General features: G+C 69.8%; 13 protein-coding genes. 7 read left to right on the plus strand and 6 right to left on the minus strand.

Annotation, left to right across the window (positions count from 1 at the left end; genetic code table 11):
• Window positions 1-178 precede the first annotated feature (178 nt).
• Window positions 179-1,423 carry a matrixin family metalloprotease gene (locus tag H6726_09215; GenBank protein ID MCB9657811.1) on the minus strand — a complete coding sequence of 415 codons (1,245 nt, stop codon included), beginning with the start codon at window positions 1,421-1,423 and terminating at the stop codon, window positions 179-181.
• Window positions 1,424-1,705: 282 nt separating this feature from the next.
• Window positions 1,706-3,376 carry a hypothetical protein gene (locus tag H6726_09220; GenBank protein MCB9657812.1) on the minus strand — a complete coding sequence of 557 codons (1,671 nt, stop codon included), beginning with the start codon at window positions 3,374-3,376 and terminating at the stop codon, window positions 1,706-1,708.
• A 176-nt stretch (window positions 3,377-3,552) separates the two neighbouring features.
• On the opposite strand from H6726_09220, the gene dnaB reads away from it, so the two are divergent.
• Both dnaB and H6726_09230 read left to right on the plus strand, forming a co-directional pair.
• Window positions 3,553-4,968, plus strand: coding sequence for a replicative DNA helicase (gene dnaB / locus H6726_09225; protein ID MCB9657813.1), 1,416 nt, complete (start codon window positions 3,553-3,555; stop codon window positions 4,966-4,968).
• Between the two features lie 46 nt (window positions 4,969-5,014).
• The gene (locus H6726_09230; protein MCB9657814.1) at window positions 5,015-5,254 is read left to right on the plus strand and encodes a type II toxin-antitoxin system prevent-host-death family antitoxin; all 240 of its coding nucleotides are present in this window, start codon (window positions 5,015-5,017) and stop codon (window positions 5,252-5,254) included.
• A 141-nt stretch (window positions 5,255-5,395) separates the two neighbouring features.
• On the opposite strand, the gene H6726_09235 is transcribed toward H6726_09230, so the two are convergent.
• Entirely contained in the window at window positions 5,396-8,149 is a 2,754-nt protein-coding gene (locus H6726_09235; protein MCB9657815.1) for a caspase family protein, read from the minus strand.
• Window positions 8,150-8,311: 162 nt separating this feature from the next.
• Window positions 8,312-9,217, minus strand: a complete 906-nt coding sequence (locus H6726_09240) for an acyl-CoA desaturase (protein ID MCB9657816.1) — start codon at window positions 9,215-9,217, stop codon at window positions 8,312-8,314.
• 148 nt (window positions 9,218-9,365) lie between these two features.
• On the opposite strand from H6726_09240, the gene H6726_09245 reads away from it, so the two are divergent.
• The gene (locus H6726_09245) at window positions 9,366-10,091 is read left to right on the plus strand and encodes a response regulator transcription factor (protein ID MCB9657817.1); all 726 of its coding nucleotides are present in this window, start codon (window positions 9,366-9,368) and stop codon (window positions 10,089-10,091) included.
• Between the two features lie 12 nt (window positions 10,092-10,103).
• Here the strand turns inward: H6726_09245 and H6726_09250 are convergent, their stop codons facing one another.
• The gene (locus H6726_09250) at window positions 10,104-11,045 is read right to left on the minus strand and encodes a HAMP domain-containing histidine kinase (protein ID MCB9657818.1); all 942 of its coding nucleotides are present in this window, start codon (window positions 11,043-11,045) and stop codon (window positions 10,104-10,106) included.
• A 6-nt stretch (window positions 11,046-11,051) separates the two neighbouring features.
• Complete coding sequence (locus H6726_09255) at window positions 11,052-11,645, minus strand: hypothetical protein (GenBank protein ID MCB9657819.1); 594 nt, start codon at window positions 11,643-11,645, stop codon at window positions 11,052-11,054.
• 25 nt (window positions 11,646-11,670) lie between these two features.
• Here H6726_09255 and H6726_09260 point away from each other — a divergent pair, with 25 nt between their 5' ends.
• The 4 genes from H6726_09260 (at window position 11,671) to H6726_09275 (ending at window position 17,083) form a co-directional block, all read left to right on the plus strand.
• Window positions 11,671-12,582, plus strand: coding sequence for a helix-turn-helix transcriptional regulator (locus H6726_09260; GenBank protein MCB9657820.1), 912 nt, complete (start codon window positions 11,671-11,673; stop codon window positions 12,580-12,582).
• Window positions 12,558-13,976 (plus strand): carotenoid oxygenase family protein, encoded by a 1,419-nt coding sequence (locus H6726_09265; GenBank protein MCB9657821.1) that lies wholly within the window; start codon window positions 12,558-12,560, stop codon window positions 13,974-13,976. Before H6726_09260 ends, H6726_09265 begins: the two co-directional genes overlap by 25 nt.
• Window positions 13,977-14,170: 194 nt before the next feature.
• The gene (locus H6726_09270; GenBank protein MCB9657822.1) at window positions 14,171-15,055 is read left to right on the plus strand and encodes a hypothetical protein; all 885 of its coding nucleotides are present in this window, start codon (window positions 14,171-14,173) and stop codon (window positions 15,053-15,055) included.
• 105 nt (window positions 15,056-15,160) lie between these two features.
• Complete coding sequence (locus H6726_09275) at window positions 15,161-17,083, plus strand: DNA mismatch repair protein MutS (GenBank protein MCB9657823.1); 1,923 nt, start codon at window positions 15,161-15,163, stop codon at window positions 17,081-17,083.
• The last annotated feature ends 17 nt before the right edge of the window (window positions 17,084-17,100 follow it).

The raw sequence follows: 17,100 nt of genomic DNA on the forward strand, positions 1-17,100 counted from the left end.
CCGTCGATGAGGACGCGCACGTTCTGTCGCAGCCTGAGACGGCGCAGCGACGCGGACTCTGCCGCGGCTTCGTCCCCGCCTTCCGACCCACGCAAGCTGGCGTCGGGGGGTGGTTCGTAGCAACCGAAACACAGCGCTGCGCTCGCAGTGACGATCGCAAAAAGAAGGATGCTTCTACTCACAGCTTACCTCGCAACCAGGACGACCGACGCCGCGCCATCAGGGCGACGAACAGCGAAACGGCCCACATGGACCAGACGCTCCAACCACGCCGCGGCACACCGAGACCGGCACTGCACGAGGCCTGGTGGAGCGGAACACACACGTTGACTCCTGTGAGGTGGTCACAGGAGTAGCCCGCGGGACACGCGAGCGCGTCGCTACACAGCCGGCTGCATTGCGCCACGCCGTCATATTCGACGCAGACGTCGCTCACACAGTTGCCGGAGAACTCGCAGTCCTCACCGAACACGGAGCGCAGCGGAGCGCACTGCCCAGCGACGCAAGCTGCCTGGAGCCCGCATGACGAGGAACACCCGACCGTGCAGTAGCCCTGCTCGCCGCAGTGCCCGACACCACACTCGGCGTCATCCGCGCACAGGTCGAACAGAGGCTGCGCCACGCACACGGTGTCTACGCAGTGCCCGGCACCACACTCGAAATCCGACGCGCAACGCGGGCGATCTCCAGGGCACGAACCCGTTGTACACGACGTGTCACAGGCGGGTGCGACGCAGGGATACACGGCACAGAGCCCCGCGCGATCGTCCGCGGCGAGCGTGAGCACGGTTCGGCCGTCGTACAAAGGGTACATCGCAACAGAGGCGTGCTCGCTCGAGCACGCTGGCGCGTCTCCTTCCGCCTCGGGCTCGCAGGGGTGCAGCAGCCCCAGGGCGTGGCCAAGCTCGTGCGTGAGCACAGCCGTGAGGCTCCTGGCAGACGAACCCGCTGCGGGTGTCCCCGCCACCCACTCAAAGTGCTGCGCGTTGATGTAGATGTCGGCCTCGGTGATGTCCCAGCGCCCATCTGGTTGCCGGACGAGGTTCACGTCTGTCGTCGCCATGGCGTCTGGCGCAAGCCCCAGTTCGGTCCATCCGGTGTGCACCCACTCGATGGTGTTGATGCCGTCGCCCAGCACGCCCGAGTGGACGCTGGCGCCGGCGTACGAGACGATTGGGGCCCCGCAGCCACGCCACGCCGAGCGCGCCTCGTGGAACGCGCCCTCGACAGAGGTGAACGCGAGACTCAGCGGCTGCGCCGTGGAAATCTTGAACGCGAAGTCTTGGCGCCACGCTGGGGGCTGCTGACCATCGACCCCCTCGGCGCTGAGCGCGGTGCGATAGGCGCGCACCGTGCTCGGGAGTCCGGCCGTGCCGACGAGTGCGAGCAGGACAGAACAGAAGAAGGTGGTGCTTCCATGCATGCGCGCGCCGTACGCGCCAACGACTTGTTTAGCGTCTCCCCACACTTCTCTTGCAGTCTCCCGCCTTGATCGATTGCCGGGAACGTGGTCGTTCGAGTGCGAGCGCGCAAGTCAATTTTCTTGCGCACCATGGAATAGAATGGAGCGCGAGTTTTCCACCCATCCAACCAAGGAACATTCCGCTCAACGTGCACGCCTCCGCGCCGCACCATCCGGCACTCCAACGCAACGACCCCCGTGGCCGTGTGAGCCGCGGGGGTCGCGCCGAAGAGTCCGCAGTGCTCAGCGGAAGCGGTAGCTCAGCCCCAACGAGATGAGGTTCGTGCTGGCGGTGAAGCGACCCGCGTTGATGATGGTGCCTTCGCCAGCCGCGACCGGGCTGGTGACGCGCGCCTGACTCTCACTGTTGTTCACGGTGAAGTAGTGCGTGTGCATGTAGGCGAGCGAGAGCTCGAACCGCTGGATGCGCAGCGTCATGCCGAAGGAGCCGCCGAAGAGCTGCCATGGGGTGAAGTCGAGCCGCTCGTAGCCTGCTTCGACACCGTGCGTCTCGTACACGAGGCCCCAACGCAGCGCGAGCACCTCGGGCAACACGTTGACGTCGCCGCCGAGGGCTACCATGACCTGAGTGCGCCAGTTGTGGGGCAGCGAGATCTCTGGGGGTGCGGGAAGCGAAATGACGCCAGACACCAGCCATGGACCTGGTCGCTCAGAGGCAACCACATTGAACGACTTCACGCGGCTGCCGAGTGTCACCACCACGTCGAGCTCTAGGTCGAAGACCTCGTCGCGCATTGGATCAGACGAGCGCGCGGGGTCACCCTCTGCTGGTTCCAATGCTGGCACCCCGTTGATGCGGTCAGAGGTGCTGCGTGCGCCCGGGCGGGCCATGGCGTACCGCACGCCTGCGTTCAACACCGAGGTTTGCGGCGCGGTAAGGTTCACCGGAAACGTCACGTTCTCCCAGCCCTCGTCGCGACCCATGCGCGGACGGTTGGCCTGCCCAGCGATGTCACCCCAAAACACGGGGCGCAGATTGAGGTCGCCAGACGCCTTGACGTCGCCGGTCCACGTGAAGCCGGCCATCAGCTCGAGGCCATCGACGGGCTCCGCGTCGACGCTGAGACCGATGCGCGGGACGAAGCGGTCGTGTGCGTCGACGACCGCGATGATGTCGCGTGCAATGTCTTCGCCATGCACCGGGGTGACCGCCGTGGTGAAGCCCGGGCTGGCGAAGCCGTAACCGAACGAGGCCCCCACGCGCAGGCGTGGGTGCAGCTCGATGCCCGCACCGACGGCCACGAAGGCAAGCAGCACGTTCGCTTCGATCACGTCGTAGCGGCTCGACACGGGCAGCCGACCCGTCGGAGCGCCGGGCACCGCGTACGTGCCCAGGTTTGGTCCACTAGCGGCGCCAAACGTCCTGTGACCCACGTTGTTCGGTGCAATGAGGCCGATGCCGATGCCGACGCGCTCGTGCGGCCGGAACGAGAGGGCCATCTGCGGGATGGGGAAGATGCCCGCGTCGTTGCACACCTCGGGATACTCGATGCCCGCGTACTGACTGGGAGCGCCGAAGTCGTTGACGTTGCCGTTGTTGCTCCCCACGGGGGTATTCGCACGATCAGGGGTCTCCTGGGCACGCGCGTCACCGTTGCCATCACGCGTCGGCGTGCCCGTGCGGTCGAAGCACGACTGCAGGCTGGCGAGGTGCAGGCTGATTTCTACGTTGATGCCGTCGAGGCGCGCGAGGTTCGCCGGGTTCAAGTGCAACGCCAGGGGGGAGTCGGAGCGCACGCCCCAGGCCCCTGCGCGCCCGAGCCCGCGCGTTCCCAGACCAGGCATGTCGAACCCGCCAGCCTGGGCGCTGGGCGCTCCAAGGGTCAGAGCCAGGGCGCAGGCCAAGGTGCCCGCCAGCACGCGCGCCTGCCGCGCGCTCAATCGATTTCGCATCCAATTCACTCCGAGTGGTGGCGGAAGGACGGCAACGTCCGCGTCCCGCGTGCCATCGCACGATACGCGTTTCGCCCCCATAAGAGAAGCCCCAAATACATACATGTACGACACTGGGTGAGTCGCATATCGGCCAGCTACACCCCCGCGGCCGGGCGTGGTATCTACGCCGACCCATGAACCGAGAGCCCTCGTCCGGCCGGGTGCCGCCCAACTCCCTCGACGCCGAGCGCGCCGTGCTGGGGGGCATCCTGCTCGAGAACGGGGCCATGAACGTCATCATCGAGATCCTCGAGTCCGAGCACTTCTACAGCTCGGCCAACGGGACCATCTTCGAGACCATGCGCACGCTCTTCGCGCGCAGCGAGCCCATCGACCAAGTCACGCTGCGGGCCGCGCTGGTGGGCAGCAACAAGCTCGCCTCGGTGGGCGGGGACGACTACCTGCTGTCGCTCTCGATGACCATCCCGACCGTCGCCAACATCGAGGCGCACGCGAAGATCGTGAAAGAGAAGGCCATCGTGCGGCGCATGCTGTCGGTCTGCCACGAGCTCGCGGCCGAGGGCTACGGCGACTACGGCGAGATCGAGAACTACCTGGACACCGCCGAGAGCCGCGTGTTCAACGTCGCCAAGGAGCGCGCCAAGAACCCCTACGAGCACATCCGCGAGGTCGTGAAGCGCACCTTCATGACCATCCAAGAGGCGGCGCAGCGTGGGGCCGCCATCACGGGCCTGCCCACGGGCTTCGCCAAGGTCGACAGCATGACCGCGGGCATGCACCCCGGCGACCTCATCATCATCGCCGGGCGCCCCGGCATGGGTAAGACCTCGTTCGCGCTGAACGTCGCGGTCAACGCCGTGGTGAAGTCCGGCCAGGGGGTGGCCATCTTCTCGCTCGAGATGCCCAAGGAGCAGCTGGCCCAGCGCATGCTGGGCAGCGAGGCGCGCGTCGACGGCTCGCGCCTGCGCACGGGCAAGCTCATCCGCGAGGACTGGCCCAAGCTGTCGAAGGCGGCGGGCCTGCTCAGCACCCTGCCCATCTTCATCGACGACACCCCCGCCATCTCCATGCTGGAGCTGCGCAGCAAGGCGCGCCGCATCGCGAGCGAGCACGGCCTCGCGCTGATCGTGGTCGACTACCTCCAGCTCATGCGCTCGGGCAGCAAGAACGACTCGCGCGAGCAGGAGATCTCGGAGATCAGCCGAAACCTGAAGGGTCTCGCCAAGGAGATGGGCCTGCCGGTCATCGCGCTGTCGCAGCTGAACCGCGGCGTCGAGAGCCGCGGCAACAAGGACAAGCGCCCGCAGCTGAGCGACCTGCGCGAGTCCGGCGCCATCGAGCAGGACGCCGACACCATCTGGTTCATCTACCGCGACGAGGTCTACAACCAGGAGTCGGAGGACCGCGGCATCGCCGAGGTCATCATCGGCAAGCAGCGCGCGGGTCCGACGGGCACGGCGCGGGTGCGCTTCTTCAACGAGTACACCCGCTTCGACAACCTCGCCGAGGGCGACTACTACGGCGGCGGCCCCGAGGAAGACTTCGGCGGCGGGGGCGGCGGCAGCGCCAACGAATTCATCGACGAGTAGTCCGTAGCGGGCAGCGAGCACCGGCCCGTCTCGCTAGACTCCAAACATGGCCCGCCCCGTGGACATGGAGGAAGCGAAGACGGACTTGGTACGACTCGTCGAGCGCGCCTTGCGAGGAGAAGAGGTCGTCATCGCGCGAGCAGGGGTACCCGCCGTGCGGCTCGTGCCCTTGGTCAACCGAGGTCCGCGAAAGCTGGGCCAGTGGCGAGGCCAGGTACGGATGTCAGAGACATTCGACGAACCTCTCGACAACGTCGACCTCGACGTGTGGGAAGGAAAGTCGTGAGGGTGCTCGGCGCCGCCAGCACCAACGCGCGCTCGCACGCGCAGCGCAGTGACGGATCAGCACCGCCCCCGAGGGACCCCGGGGGCGGTGCTGCTGGTTCTGGCCATGGGTCGCGCAAGCGAGCCCGCGCTCGCGGAGCGCTCAGCGGTACGACCAGAGCACCTGGTCCACGGTCACCGCGCCGCGGTCGACGACGAGGTGCTGGTAGGCGCCCTGCAGCTCCACGTCGGCCGCGTGCTGGCCGAACTGCCGGTAGAGGTAGTGCGTCAGCTCGCCGACCGTGAGCACGCCGTCGTTGGGGGCCGCGTCCGCCGCACCCTGGAAGGCGGTGCGCAGGAAGTGGCTGAGGTAGCCGCCCGCCTGGAACTGGCTGGCGACGGCGCTGAGCACATCCTCCTCCGAGCTGAAGAGGCCGATGCGGCCGGGGCGCGTGATGACGTCCTTGGCGAAGCCACCCGCGAAGCAGCTGTCGAGCGAGAGCACCGCGACGCGGGCGTGGATGGCGTCGAACATGGTGCCCATGTCGTTGTCCATGATCTGCCCGTCATACATGACGATGTACTCGTCGTTGCCGTCGATCTCGCGCGGGTCGGTCGAGCCACCGCCCGTCTGACCGCCGTGGCCCGAGTGGAAGAAGATGAAGATGTCGTCGGGCCCGATCTGCTGGGCCATGCGCGCCATCGCGTTGCGGACGTTGGCCACGGTGGCCTGGCTGTCCGTGAGGACCACCTGGCGGTCCTCCGTGAGGAGCCCACGCTCACGCAGCGCCTGAGCCAGCTTGATGGCGTCGTTGGCGCACTCGGGGAGGTCACCCGCACCCGGGTAGTCGGTGATGCCCACGAACACGCCGAACACGCGCCCCCCGCTGCCGCTGCCGCCGCCCGCGCCCGCCGGACGGGGCACGGCCGCGCCCGCGCCGAAGGTCATGGTGTAGTTGCCGGTCTCACCGGGGCGGTAGCTGGTGACCGTGATGCGGTACTCGCCGGCCTCCGCCGCCGGCAGGTTGATGCCCGCGTCGCGCGTCTGCCCGTTGAGGTCGTCGTTGTCCAGCTGACGCCCGCTCGGCGTGTGCACGATGAGGTAGGGGTCGAACTGCGTGGACGTGAGGCGGATCTCCACCGACTGGCCCACCTCGAAGGTGCGCGTGTAGTTGTCGGCGAACTCGCCGCTCGGGATGGTGCTGTCCCCCTGCGCCAGCGCGCCCGTGGTGGTGGCGCCCGTGCTGGCCGTGGCGGGGCCGCTCGGTCGGCTGCCCCCGCCGCTGCCCACGCCGGGGTTGCTGGGCGTGCTCGGCGCGCCGCCGGCCTGGTTCACGCGCAGCTCGTAGTCCCCCGTCTCGCCGGGGCGGTAGCTGGTGACGATGACCCGGTAGGTGCCGCCCGCCGACACGAAGTCGAGCGCCGCGTTGGTGTTGCCCTGCGCCTGGTCGTCGTTGTCCTGCTGCTGCCCGTTGGGCGGGCGCACGATGAGGTAGGTGTCGAACGCCGTGGAGACCGCCTCGAGGTGCACGGCCTGGCCCGCCGGGAAGCTCATCTCGTAGGTGTCCATGAACTCGCCCGAGTTCAGGGTGCTGTCCCCCTGCGCGAGCGAGCCACGCTGCGACTGACCCGGCCCGCTGGGGGCACTGGGCGCGCTGGGGACGGGGGCGCTGGGCGCCGGACCCGTGCCGCGCTGCCCCAGAGTCACCCCCAGGTCGAAGGCGCCGGACATGCCGGCCCGGTAGGCGGTGGCCACGACGCGGTAGGTCCCCGCGACGTCGGCGTCCAAGGACACCTGCGAGTTGAGCCCGCCGCCGAAGTCGTCGTTCTCCCAGTGCCGGCCGTTGGGCCCGATCACCATCAGGTACGGGTCGAACGCGCTGGAGGTGAGGTCGATGGTGATGGACTGCCCCGGCGTCGCCTGGAAGGCGTACAGCGTCATGGGCTCACCCGTCGGCAGCGAGGAGCTACCGTTGAGCTGCCCCTGCACGCGCTGGCCGATGGTGATGCTCTGCGGCGAGCCGCCCGTCGGCAGCTGGTGGTGGTTGCGCGACAGCGAGGGCGTGGGAGGCGGCGCCGAGGGGGCCGCCGCAGCCGCGCCGCCCAGCCGGATGGTGTAGCCGCTGGTCTGGTTGGCCGGCGAGATGAGCTGCACGCGGTGCGTGCCCGGCTGCGTGATGGTGTACGAGCCGTTGCTGGAGGCGCTCAGCGCGCGCCCCTGCGGGTCGAGCACCACCGCGCTGGGGATGACCTGGGTCTGCGCCTGGATGAAGAGGGAGAGGGGGCCGGCTGTGGCGCCGCTCACGAGCACCTGCTCCTGGTAGCTGCCGTCGGCCAGCTGCTGGTCCCCGGGGCCCAGCTCGCCCTGGTAGGACTGGCCTGGCTGGATGGTGGCCGGGGCCATGACCATCTGGCTGGCGATCCCGCTGGGCAGCGTGGGGCTGGGCGCGCTGCCCCCGGCCACCTCGCTGACCCCCGGACCGGCCTGGGCCACGGCGGGCAGACCACCGCGGTCGACGCGCACATGGAAGGCTCCGCCCGTTCCGGACGAGAAGCTGGTCACGCCGACCTTCAGGTCGCCACCCTCGCTGACGATCACGCTCAGGCGCGACTCGGTGCGGCTCCCGCGCCAGTCGTCGTTCGTGAGCGGGGCGGACCCGGGCGGAGTGACCTCCAGGATGGGGTCGAAGTCGGTGGAGGTGAGCGTCACCACCACCTGCTCGCCTGCCGCCACTGCGACGTTGAAGTTCACGTGCCCACCGGGGTCGAGGCGCCCGTCCTGCTCGAACAGGGGCCGCGCCGCCTGTCCCGGCTGCTGCGCCGGGGCGCCCGTGGGGGAGCCCCCGGAGCCGGAGCACCCGAAGGAGACGGTCCCCATCGAGACCAGGAGGGCAAGGAGACAGAGCTTGAGCTTCACCGCGTATTCCTCTCGCTTCTGCCGGGCCGGCCGGCAGCAACCAAGGAATCATACGCTGTCGGTGTTGGAGTGTCCCCTGCGAACTGTCTGGGCTCCCTGCGTCAGCGCCCCGCCGCGGCGTGTCTCACGCCAGAAGCAGGACGGCTGGCGCCCGAGAGGCGCTCACTCGGCGCTGACGGGGTCCAGCTCCAGCTCGGCGGCAGCCACGACCGAAGGCACGGCCACGACCGGCTCGCCCCTCCGGCGGGCACGCCGGGCGGCCTTGCGCGCCGCGTCGTTCGCGCGGCCCTCGGCCAGCACGCGGGCCGGCGGCTCGCGCAAGTCCCACACCACGCCCACCCAGGAGAGGGCCTTGAGCACGTAGTAGGTGACGTCCACCTCCCACCAGTAGAAGCCCTGGCGGGTGGAGCTCTGATAGTGGTGGTGGTTGTTGTGCCAGCCCTCGCCAAGGGTGAGCAGCGCCAGCACCCAGTTGTTGCGGCTCTGGTCCGTGGTCTCGAAGCGGCGCTTGCCCGCCACGTGCGCCAGGGAGTTGATCAGGAAAGTGATGTGCCAGCAGAGCACCGTGCTGAGGAAGAACCCGATGAGCAGTCCCGGCCAGCCAGCGATCGCCGTGCAGCCCAAGGCCAGCAGCGTGGGGGGGACCAGGAAGTGCTCGTTCAGCCACACCAGCTCGGGGTACTTGGCGAAGTCCTTGATGCGGCTGTAGTCGGTGCCCGCCGTGTCGTCGAACAGCCAGCCCATGTGCGAGTACCAGAAGCCGTCCAGCACGGGGGAATGGAGATCGCCCTGCTGGTCGCTGAGCTTGTGATGGTTGCGGTGGTGCGCGCCCCACCACAGGGCGCCCTTCTGGGCGCTGCTCTGGGCGAGGAAGGCCAGCATGAACTGGAACACCCGGCTGGTCTTGTAGGTGCGGTGCGCGAAGTAGCGGTGGTAGCCCGCCGTGACGCCCCACATGCGCAGCACCAGCAGCCCGAAGCACAGCGCCCAGGCCTGCCACGTGACCCCTGTGAAGAACGCGCCGAGGACGACGACGTGGCACAGAGCGAAGGGGATCACCTCCACCATGGAGAGGTTGAGCCGCTTCTCGCGGCGGGGGGCGTCGGGGGTCGAGGGGGCCATGGGCGCACCCTATGTGTTCACAGGCGGAACCTCCATCACAACAACGCCTTGGTTTGTCATAGTTGTGTCATGAGCAGGTGCTATGCTCGGCGCCATGAGTGACGAAGACGCGCCGAAGCGCCTGCTCGTGGTCGAGGACGAGGCGCATCTGGCGGCGGGGTTGAAGCTCAACCTGGAGCTGGATGGCTACCAGGTGGACGTGGCCGGCAACGCCAAGCAGGCCGCCGAGAAGCTCATCCGCGTGGACCGCTACGATGCCATCGTGCTGGACGTCATGCTGCCGGACGTGAACGGCTTCGATCTCTGTCAGAAGCTGCGCGACGCGGGCAACTTCGTGCCGGTCATCATGCTCACGGCGCGCTCCTCGCCGGACGACCGCGTGCAGGGGCTGGAGGCCGGCGCCGACGACTACATGGTCAAGCCCTTCGAGCTGGCCGAGCTACTGGCCCGGGTGCGCTCGCTCTTGCGCCGCCGCAAGTGGGAGACCGACCGTGGCCTGCGCCCGGCCGACACCGCCACCCTGCAGTTCGGGCAGGTCAAGGTGGACTTCGACACCCACGAGGTCTCCATCGGGGAGGAGCCAGTCAAGCTCACCCAGCTGGAGCTGGACCTGCTGCGCTACTTCTCCGACAACCCTGGGCGCGTGCTCAGCCGCGACGAGCTGCTGGAGAACGTCTGGAAGCTGCGCAACTACAACAACACGCGCACCATCGACAACTTCATCTCCCGCCTGCGCCGGCGGTTCGAGCCCGACGGCAAGAACCCGGTGCACTTTCTGTCCATCCGCGGCGCGGGCTACAAGTTCGTCCCCGAGCCGTGAGGCGCTCGCCGCTCAGCGCGGGGGCTTGACCGGCAGGCGGACCTCGAACGTCGACCCGCGCCCCACCCCTTCGGACTCGGCGTGGATGCTCCCGCCCAGGTTGCGCACCAGCTGGGACACCACGAACAGGCCGAGCCCGGTGCCCTTGCGCGAGCGCACCTTCTCGTGCTCCACCCGATAGAAGCGGTGGAACACCCGCTTGAGCTCGGCGCGCGGGATGCCGATGCCCTCGTCGCGCACCGTCAGCGTCAGCGGCCGGTCGCCCCCGTCTGCCGCGAGCTGGGCGACCACGTGCACCCGCACGGGCTCGTTGCTGTACTTCACGGCGTTGTCCACCAGGTTGCGCGCCACCAGCAGCAGCGCGGGACGGTCGGTGGTCAGGCGCAGGGTCTCGGCCACGTCGACCGCGATGGCCTCGTTGGGCAGCCCGTGCCGCTTGCGGGCCGCGTCCGCCACCTCGTTCACCAGGTCCAGCACGGCGAACTCGCCCAGGTTGAGGATGGTGTCCCCGTCGTAGGCCAGGCGGCTCGAGTGCAGCACGTCGTCGATGAAGTCGTTCAGGCGGTCGACGTCGCCTCGCATCATCTCGTGCAGGCGCTCCACCTGGGACTCCGGCAGGTCGGGCCGAGCCAGTGTGTCGAGGCACAGGCGGATGGACGCGAGAGGCGACTTGAGCTCGTGCGTCACGCTGTCGATGAAGCTGTTCTGCCGGCGCACCTCGAGGATCTCGCGCGCCAGGAAGTAGCTCAGCAGCACCAGCACGCCGATGATGACCGTGAACGAGATGGCGCCCAGCACCAAGAGCCACACCTCGACGAAGATCTCCTGCTGCTCCGCGATCTTCTGCCCGAACAGCACCGTCCACCCCACCAGCAGCGCCGCCGAGAGGGGCACGGCGATGGCGCCCATGGTGATGGGCACCGAGATGGAGCGCAGACCGCGGCGACGCGCCATGCGGGCTCAGAGCACCGAGTCGATGCGGGCGGTGACGCTGTAGGCGCCGTGCACGCCGCCGTCGTCGTGCACCGTGAGGGTGCCGGCGGCCGTGTCGATGGACATGGCCGCGTCCACTCCGTCCTGAGCCGTCGTGGTGGGGTCGCTGCCCGAGATGCTCGGGGGCTGCTCGACGACGGTGCAGGTGAAGTAGCCCACGTCGGGCCCCCCGAACAGCAGCTGCCCGCCGCACACGACCTGCGCGCGGCACTGCACGCCGGTGGGGGAGTTCGCGTTGGCCTGCGCGGAGACCACGAAGTTGCAGTTGGTGCCCACGGGTACGGGTGCGTTGCCCGTCGCCATCGTGATGGTGGCGTTGACGGTGCGCGAGGGCAGCGCGCCGACGCTGGAGCTCCCGGGGCCCACCGGGGCGCCACCCGGTCCGACACCGGGGCCGCCCGCGAGCGCCTGCCCGCGGTTCATGGCGTAGAACACGAGCCCGCCGCTTCCGGCGCAGAGCAGCAGCAGCAGGAGCGCGCCGCACCCGACGAAGATCCACACGCCCGAGCCCTGGCCGGACGACGACCCCTCTGGGGGGGTGAACTGAGGTGACGGTTGCATGCGGCTGGTACCATAGCCCGTTCCCATGCCGACCCGCGACCGAATCGCGCACAGCTCCGTGCCCAGCACGCTCGAGGCCATCGGCGACGGCTGGACCCTGTCGCTGCTGTCGGCGCTGCTCAGTGGCCCGCGCCGCTTCGAGGAGCTGGCGGCGGGGCTGGGCATCCCACGCAGCACGCTGAGCACGCGGCTGCGCCACCTGGTCTCGCACGGACTGGTGGAGGCGCGGGCGTACCGCGAGCGTCCCACGCGCCACGCGTACGCGCTGAGCGCGGCGGGGGCATCGCTGCTCCCGGTGCTCGCGCTCGCCGACGCGTTCGACGTGACGCACGCAGGCGCCGATCCGTCGCTGTGGCACGGAGACGCGGCGGGACACGCCGTGCGCGCGGTGGCGGTGTGCGCGACGTGCGGCGAGGTGGTGCACGCCCGCGACGTGACCGCCAGCTATCCCGACGACCTCGCGGACGAGAGCGCGACCGACGCGGACGGGGCGCCCACGCGAGGACGCGCCACTCGGGCACGGAGCACCCGCAAGCCGCTCTGGCGCGCACGTGAGGTGCTGGAAGACGCATGGGCAGCCAAGGTCGTGGCCGCGCTGTTCATGGGCGAGCAGCGCTTCACGGGCCTCGTCGAAGCGACCCAGGCGGCGCCCAACATCGTCAGCGAACGACTGCAGCGCCTAACCGACGCGCAGCTGGTGCGGGGTGGCCCCGCGTATCAGCTCAGCCCCCGCGGCCTCGCCCTCTACCCGCTCGTGGTCGCGCTCATCGCCTATGGGGACGCGCGACGCGGGCACCCGTCGCTGGCCCTCACGCACCGGTGCGGGGCCGCGCTCCGCCTGCGACTGCGGTGCGCCAGCTGCGGCGAAGGGGTCTTGTCATCAAGCGTGAGTTTCGCTATGCAAGTTCCGCCATGCACGACACCAACCCGTACCTGAGCGGCAGCTTCGCCCCCATCGACGACGAGCGGCGCGTCGAGCACGAGGCGCTCGAGATCATCGGCGAGCTCCCGCGCGACCTGTGCGGGAGCTACCTGCGCAACGGGCCCAACCCGCGCTTCACGCCCCGTGGGCTGCACCACTGGTTCGACGGCGACGGCATGGTGCACGCGCTGCGCTTCGAGGACGGCCGGGCCACATACGAGAACCGCTACGTGCGGACCACCTGGTTCGAGCGTGAAGGGACGGCGGGCGAGTGCCTCTTCACCGGGCTGATGGAGCCCGTGCAGCACAACCCCCGGGGCGCCCCCTACAAAGACACGTCCAACACGGACATCCTCGCGTTCCGCGGCAAGGCGCAGACCTCGTGGTACATGGGCGGCGCCGCCTACGAGTTGGACCCGGTGTCGCTGCGCACGGAGGGCCCCATGCGCTACGGCGCGGAGCGCCCCGTCAAGCTCTCGGCGCACCCCAAGGTGGACCCGCGCACGGGCGAGCTGCACTTCTTCGACTACGGGCCGGTGGCCCCCTACATGCGCTACGGGGTGGTCAGCGCGGCGGGCGAGCTCACGCACCTGAGCGACATCGCGCTCGACGGTCCGCGCTTCCCCCACGACATGGCCCTCTCGGAGAAGCACGTGGTGGTGATGGACCCGCCCCTGCGCGTCAGCGAGAGGGCCAAGCGCGCGGGGCGCTGGGGGCTCGAGCTGCCGGCGGACACCCCCATGCGCTTCGGCGTGCTCCCGCACCACGGCCGCGGCGAGGACATCCACTGGTTCGAGGCGGAGCCCTGCTACGTCTACCACACCATCAACGCGTGGGAGGAAGGTGACACGCTCGTGTTGGTGGGCTGCCGCGTGCGCAACCCGCTGCCCCCCATCGACCCGGCCAACGGCATCTACGCGGTCATGATGGCCAACCTCACGATGAACGCCGAGCTCTACGAGTGGCGCTTCGACCTGCGCACGGGCGCGGTCCGGGAGCGCACGCTGGACGACCGCAACACGGAGTTCCCGTCGATGAACGTGGAGCAGCTCGGGCGGCCCACGCGCTACAGCTACAACATGCGCATCGCGCCCACGCCGACGCTGCGCTTCGACGGCGTGGTCAAGTACGACACCACGACGGGCGAGACCAGCGAGCACATGTTCGGCCCCGGCCGCTACGGCAGCGAGGCGCCCTTCGCGCCGGCGGACCCCAGCCGCGCGCAGCTCGCAGCGCACGAGGACGACGGATACCTCACGAGCTTCGTGCACGACGAGGGCACGGGTCGCAGCGAGGTGGTGGTGCTGCGCGCGCAGGACCTGGCCGCTGGGCCAGTGGCCCGGGTGTTGCTGCCACGGCGCGTGCCCCTCGGTTTCCACGCCTGCTGGGTCCCGACGGATCGCCGATGACGGTGTCGTCGGTGGGCTGCGGGAGGCTGCCCACCGACCCAGGGGACACGGCCGCTCGGCCGCTCGGGGCCGGGCCGCAGGTCGCCCGCGGCAGGTCGGGAGGACGCGCCTGGCGGGTCGCAGACGATCGCGTCCGACGCATCAGACCGGCAACTTTCTTGACACGCGGGGGTGAAATCCCGTAGCCCCACCCGGTGACTCTGCAGCTGGGATTCGACTTTGGCGCCTCCGACACGAGCCCCCTCGTGCCGCGCGCTGGGGTCCGCGACCGCGCCGTCGAGCCGCCATCGGCCCTCGCCGTGGCCGACCCGACGTCCGACCGCACTCCGGATGTGCCCGCGGGGCGCAGCACGAGCGCGCCGATGCCCTTCCTCCTGCGCAGCTCGGACCAGGCGCTCTCGCGGGCCGGTCAGCTCTCGGCTCACATCGCCAGCAGCCTACGTGAGCCCGTGCGCGTGGCGTTCACGGACAACCGCCGCACGATGCTCTCGGCGCGCCGCCGTGGGGGCAAGCTGGAGGTGCGTCTACACCACATGTTCCTCGAGGCGGACGAGGCCACGCTGGACGCCATCGGCGCCTACCTGGGTCACGCGGACCGCCGCGCCTCCATGCGCATCGACTCGTTCATCGCCGCGCGACACGACGTCATCCGGGGGAGCCAGCGGCGCAACACGCACATCCGGGTCGAGGGCGAGGTGCACGACCTGGTGGCCATGATGGACGACATCGTCGACCGCCACTTCGGCGGCGCCACCGAGGCTCGCATCACGTGGGGTCGCCGCGTGGCGGGCGTGCACCGCGGCCGGCGCCGCAAGAGCATCCAGCTGGGGACCTACTCGGCCGACGAGCGCCTCATCCGCATCCACCCCGTGCTCGACCAGGAGTGGGTGCCCGACTTCTACGTAGAGTCCGTCATCTTCCACGAACTGCTGCACCACGAGCTGGGCGCGGAGGAGAAGGACGGTCGCCGGTGCTTCCACACGCCGGAGTTCCGGCGGCGGGAGCGCGCGTTCGAGTGCTTTGCGCGAGCGCAGGTGTGGGAGAAGGAGAACCTCTCCCGCCTGCTGCGCGGCCACTGAGCACCCCGCCCGACCGCACGCGTGGCCCGGAGCGCGCGCCAGTGGCGTACCCCGCCCGACCACACGCGTGGCCCGGAGCGCGCCAGTGACGTACAAGTACGTCCCGTGACGTCGACCTCACCGCCCCTCGCGCCCGGCAGCCTGCCCCCACCCGACACCGCGCACGAGAGCGCGGCGCTCGCTACCGGAGACGCGGTCACGCCGGACACGCCCGCGTTGGCCCGCACGCTCCACAGGGAGCGTGAGTTCCGAGACAAGGCCGCCGCGCTGGGCAAGCTGAGCGAGCGCCTCAGCCTGCTGCGCTTGGTGAACTTCGTCACGGCCGTGGTGGGCGTCGCGAGCGCGTTCAACGGGGGTGGGTCGACGGGTGTTTCCCTCGCGCTGATCGGGACCGTCGGGTTCATGCTGTTGGTGATCGCGCACGCGCGCCTCCTGACGAGACAGCGAGCGGCCGAGCTGCGCGGGGACCTGCACCGAGATCACATTCTGCGGATGACGGGCCGCGCCGCCGAGCTTCCCGCGCCGCACGGCGGCCTCTTGCCGGGTGGCCACCCCTACGCGGTGGACGTCGACCTGGTGGGCCCCGCCAGCCTGCTGCAGCGCCTGGACTGCGCGCGCACGCTGCGCGGCACCAAGACGCTCGCCAAGTGGCTGGCCGAACCCGCCTCGGCGAGCGAGGTACAGGCGCGCCAGGGGGCCGTCCGTGAGCTCGCCGGCCTGCACGATTTCCGGCAAGAACTCGAGGCGGCCGGGAGGATCGCGGCGGGTGACGACCGGCTCGACGCCGGCCCGTTCCTGACCTTCACGAAGCGCACGCCAGGCGTGCTCGGGACGCCGCTGATGGCCGTCGCCCTGCTCTCGCCCCTCGCATTGCTGGGGGTGTACGTCGCCACGGAGTTCGGATTGCTCCCGGACGGTGTGTTCTGGGGTGCGGTCGCGCTGCAGTCCACGCTCGCGCTCGGACTGGCTGGGCGCTCGCACGCCGCGTTCGAGCTGATCGCCGCGCGCCGCGGCTACATCGAGGCATTCTCCGCGGCGCTGGTGTGCGTCGAGGAGGCGCGCTTCACGGACCTGCGCCTGCTGCAGCTGCACGCAGACGTCCACGCCGGCGACGCGCCCCCGTCGGCTTACATGCGAAGGCTCGACCGCTGGGCTGGGCTGGCCGAGTTCCGACACCAGTTCCCCGTACACTTCTTCGTCAACCTGCTGACCCTCTGGGACCTGAACGTCCTGCTCCAGCTGGAGCGCTGGAACCGGAGCGTGGGCGCCGAGCTGGAGCGGGTCTTCGCGGCGTTGGGCGAGCTCGAGGCGCTCGCGTCCTTGGCCGCGTTCGGCGACGCCGAGCCTGGGTCGACGTATCCCCACATCGTGCCCGCCACCGAAGGCTTCCGGGCGCGTGGACTCGCGCACCCGCTGATCCCGACACACGCGCGCGTGCCCAACGACGTGACGCTGGGAGGCCCTGGGCACGCGGTCATCATCACAGGGTCGAACATGGCGGGAAAGAGCACGCTGCTGCGCGCCGTCGGGCTGAACACGGCGCTCGCGCTCGCGGGGGGGCCCGTGCTGGCCGACGAGCTGCGACTGCCCGAGGTGCGACTACGGGCCAGCATGCGCGTGGACGACTCGCTGCAGCGCGGGGCCAGCTACTTCCACGCAGAGCTCGCGAAGCTGCGGTCCGTCGTCGACCGGGCGGACGCCCAGCCGCCGCTGCTGTTCCTCCTGGACGAGCTGCTGCGGGGGACCAACGCGCGGGCGCGGCACCTGGGTGCGCGGGCGGTGTTGACGCACCTGCTGGACCGAGGCGCGATGGGCCTCGCGGCGACACACGACATCGCGCTGTCCGAGTTGGAGCGGGAACGCCCGGGCAAGGTCACGAACGTGCACTTCACCGACGTGATGCGCGACGACGAGATGATCTTCGACTACCTCTTGCGCGAGGGGGTCGTGACCAGCAGCAACGCGCTCCGGTTGCTGGGCATGGCAGGGATCGCGGTGCCCGACGACGATCGGGTGGACGCGCTGTGAACCGGTCGATGGGAGGG

The organism is Sandaracinaceae bacterium, assembly GCA_020633055.1.
Taxonomy (GTDB): domain Bacteria; phylum Myxococcota_A; class Polyangia; order Polyangiales; family Houyiibacteriaceae; genus JADJJE01.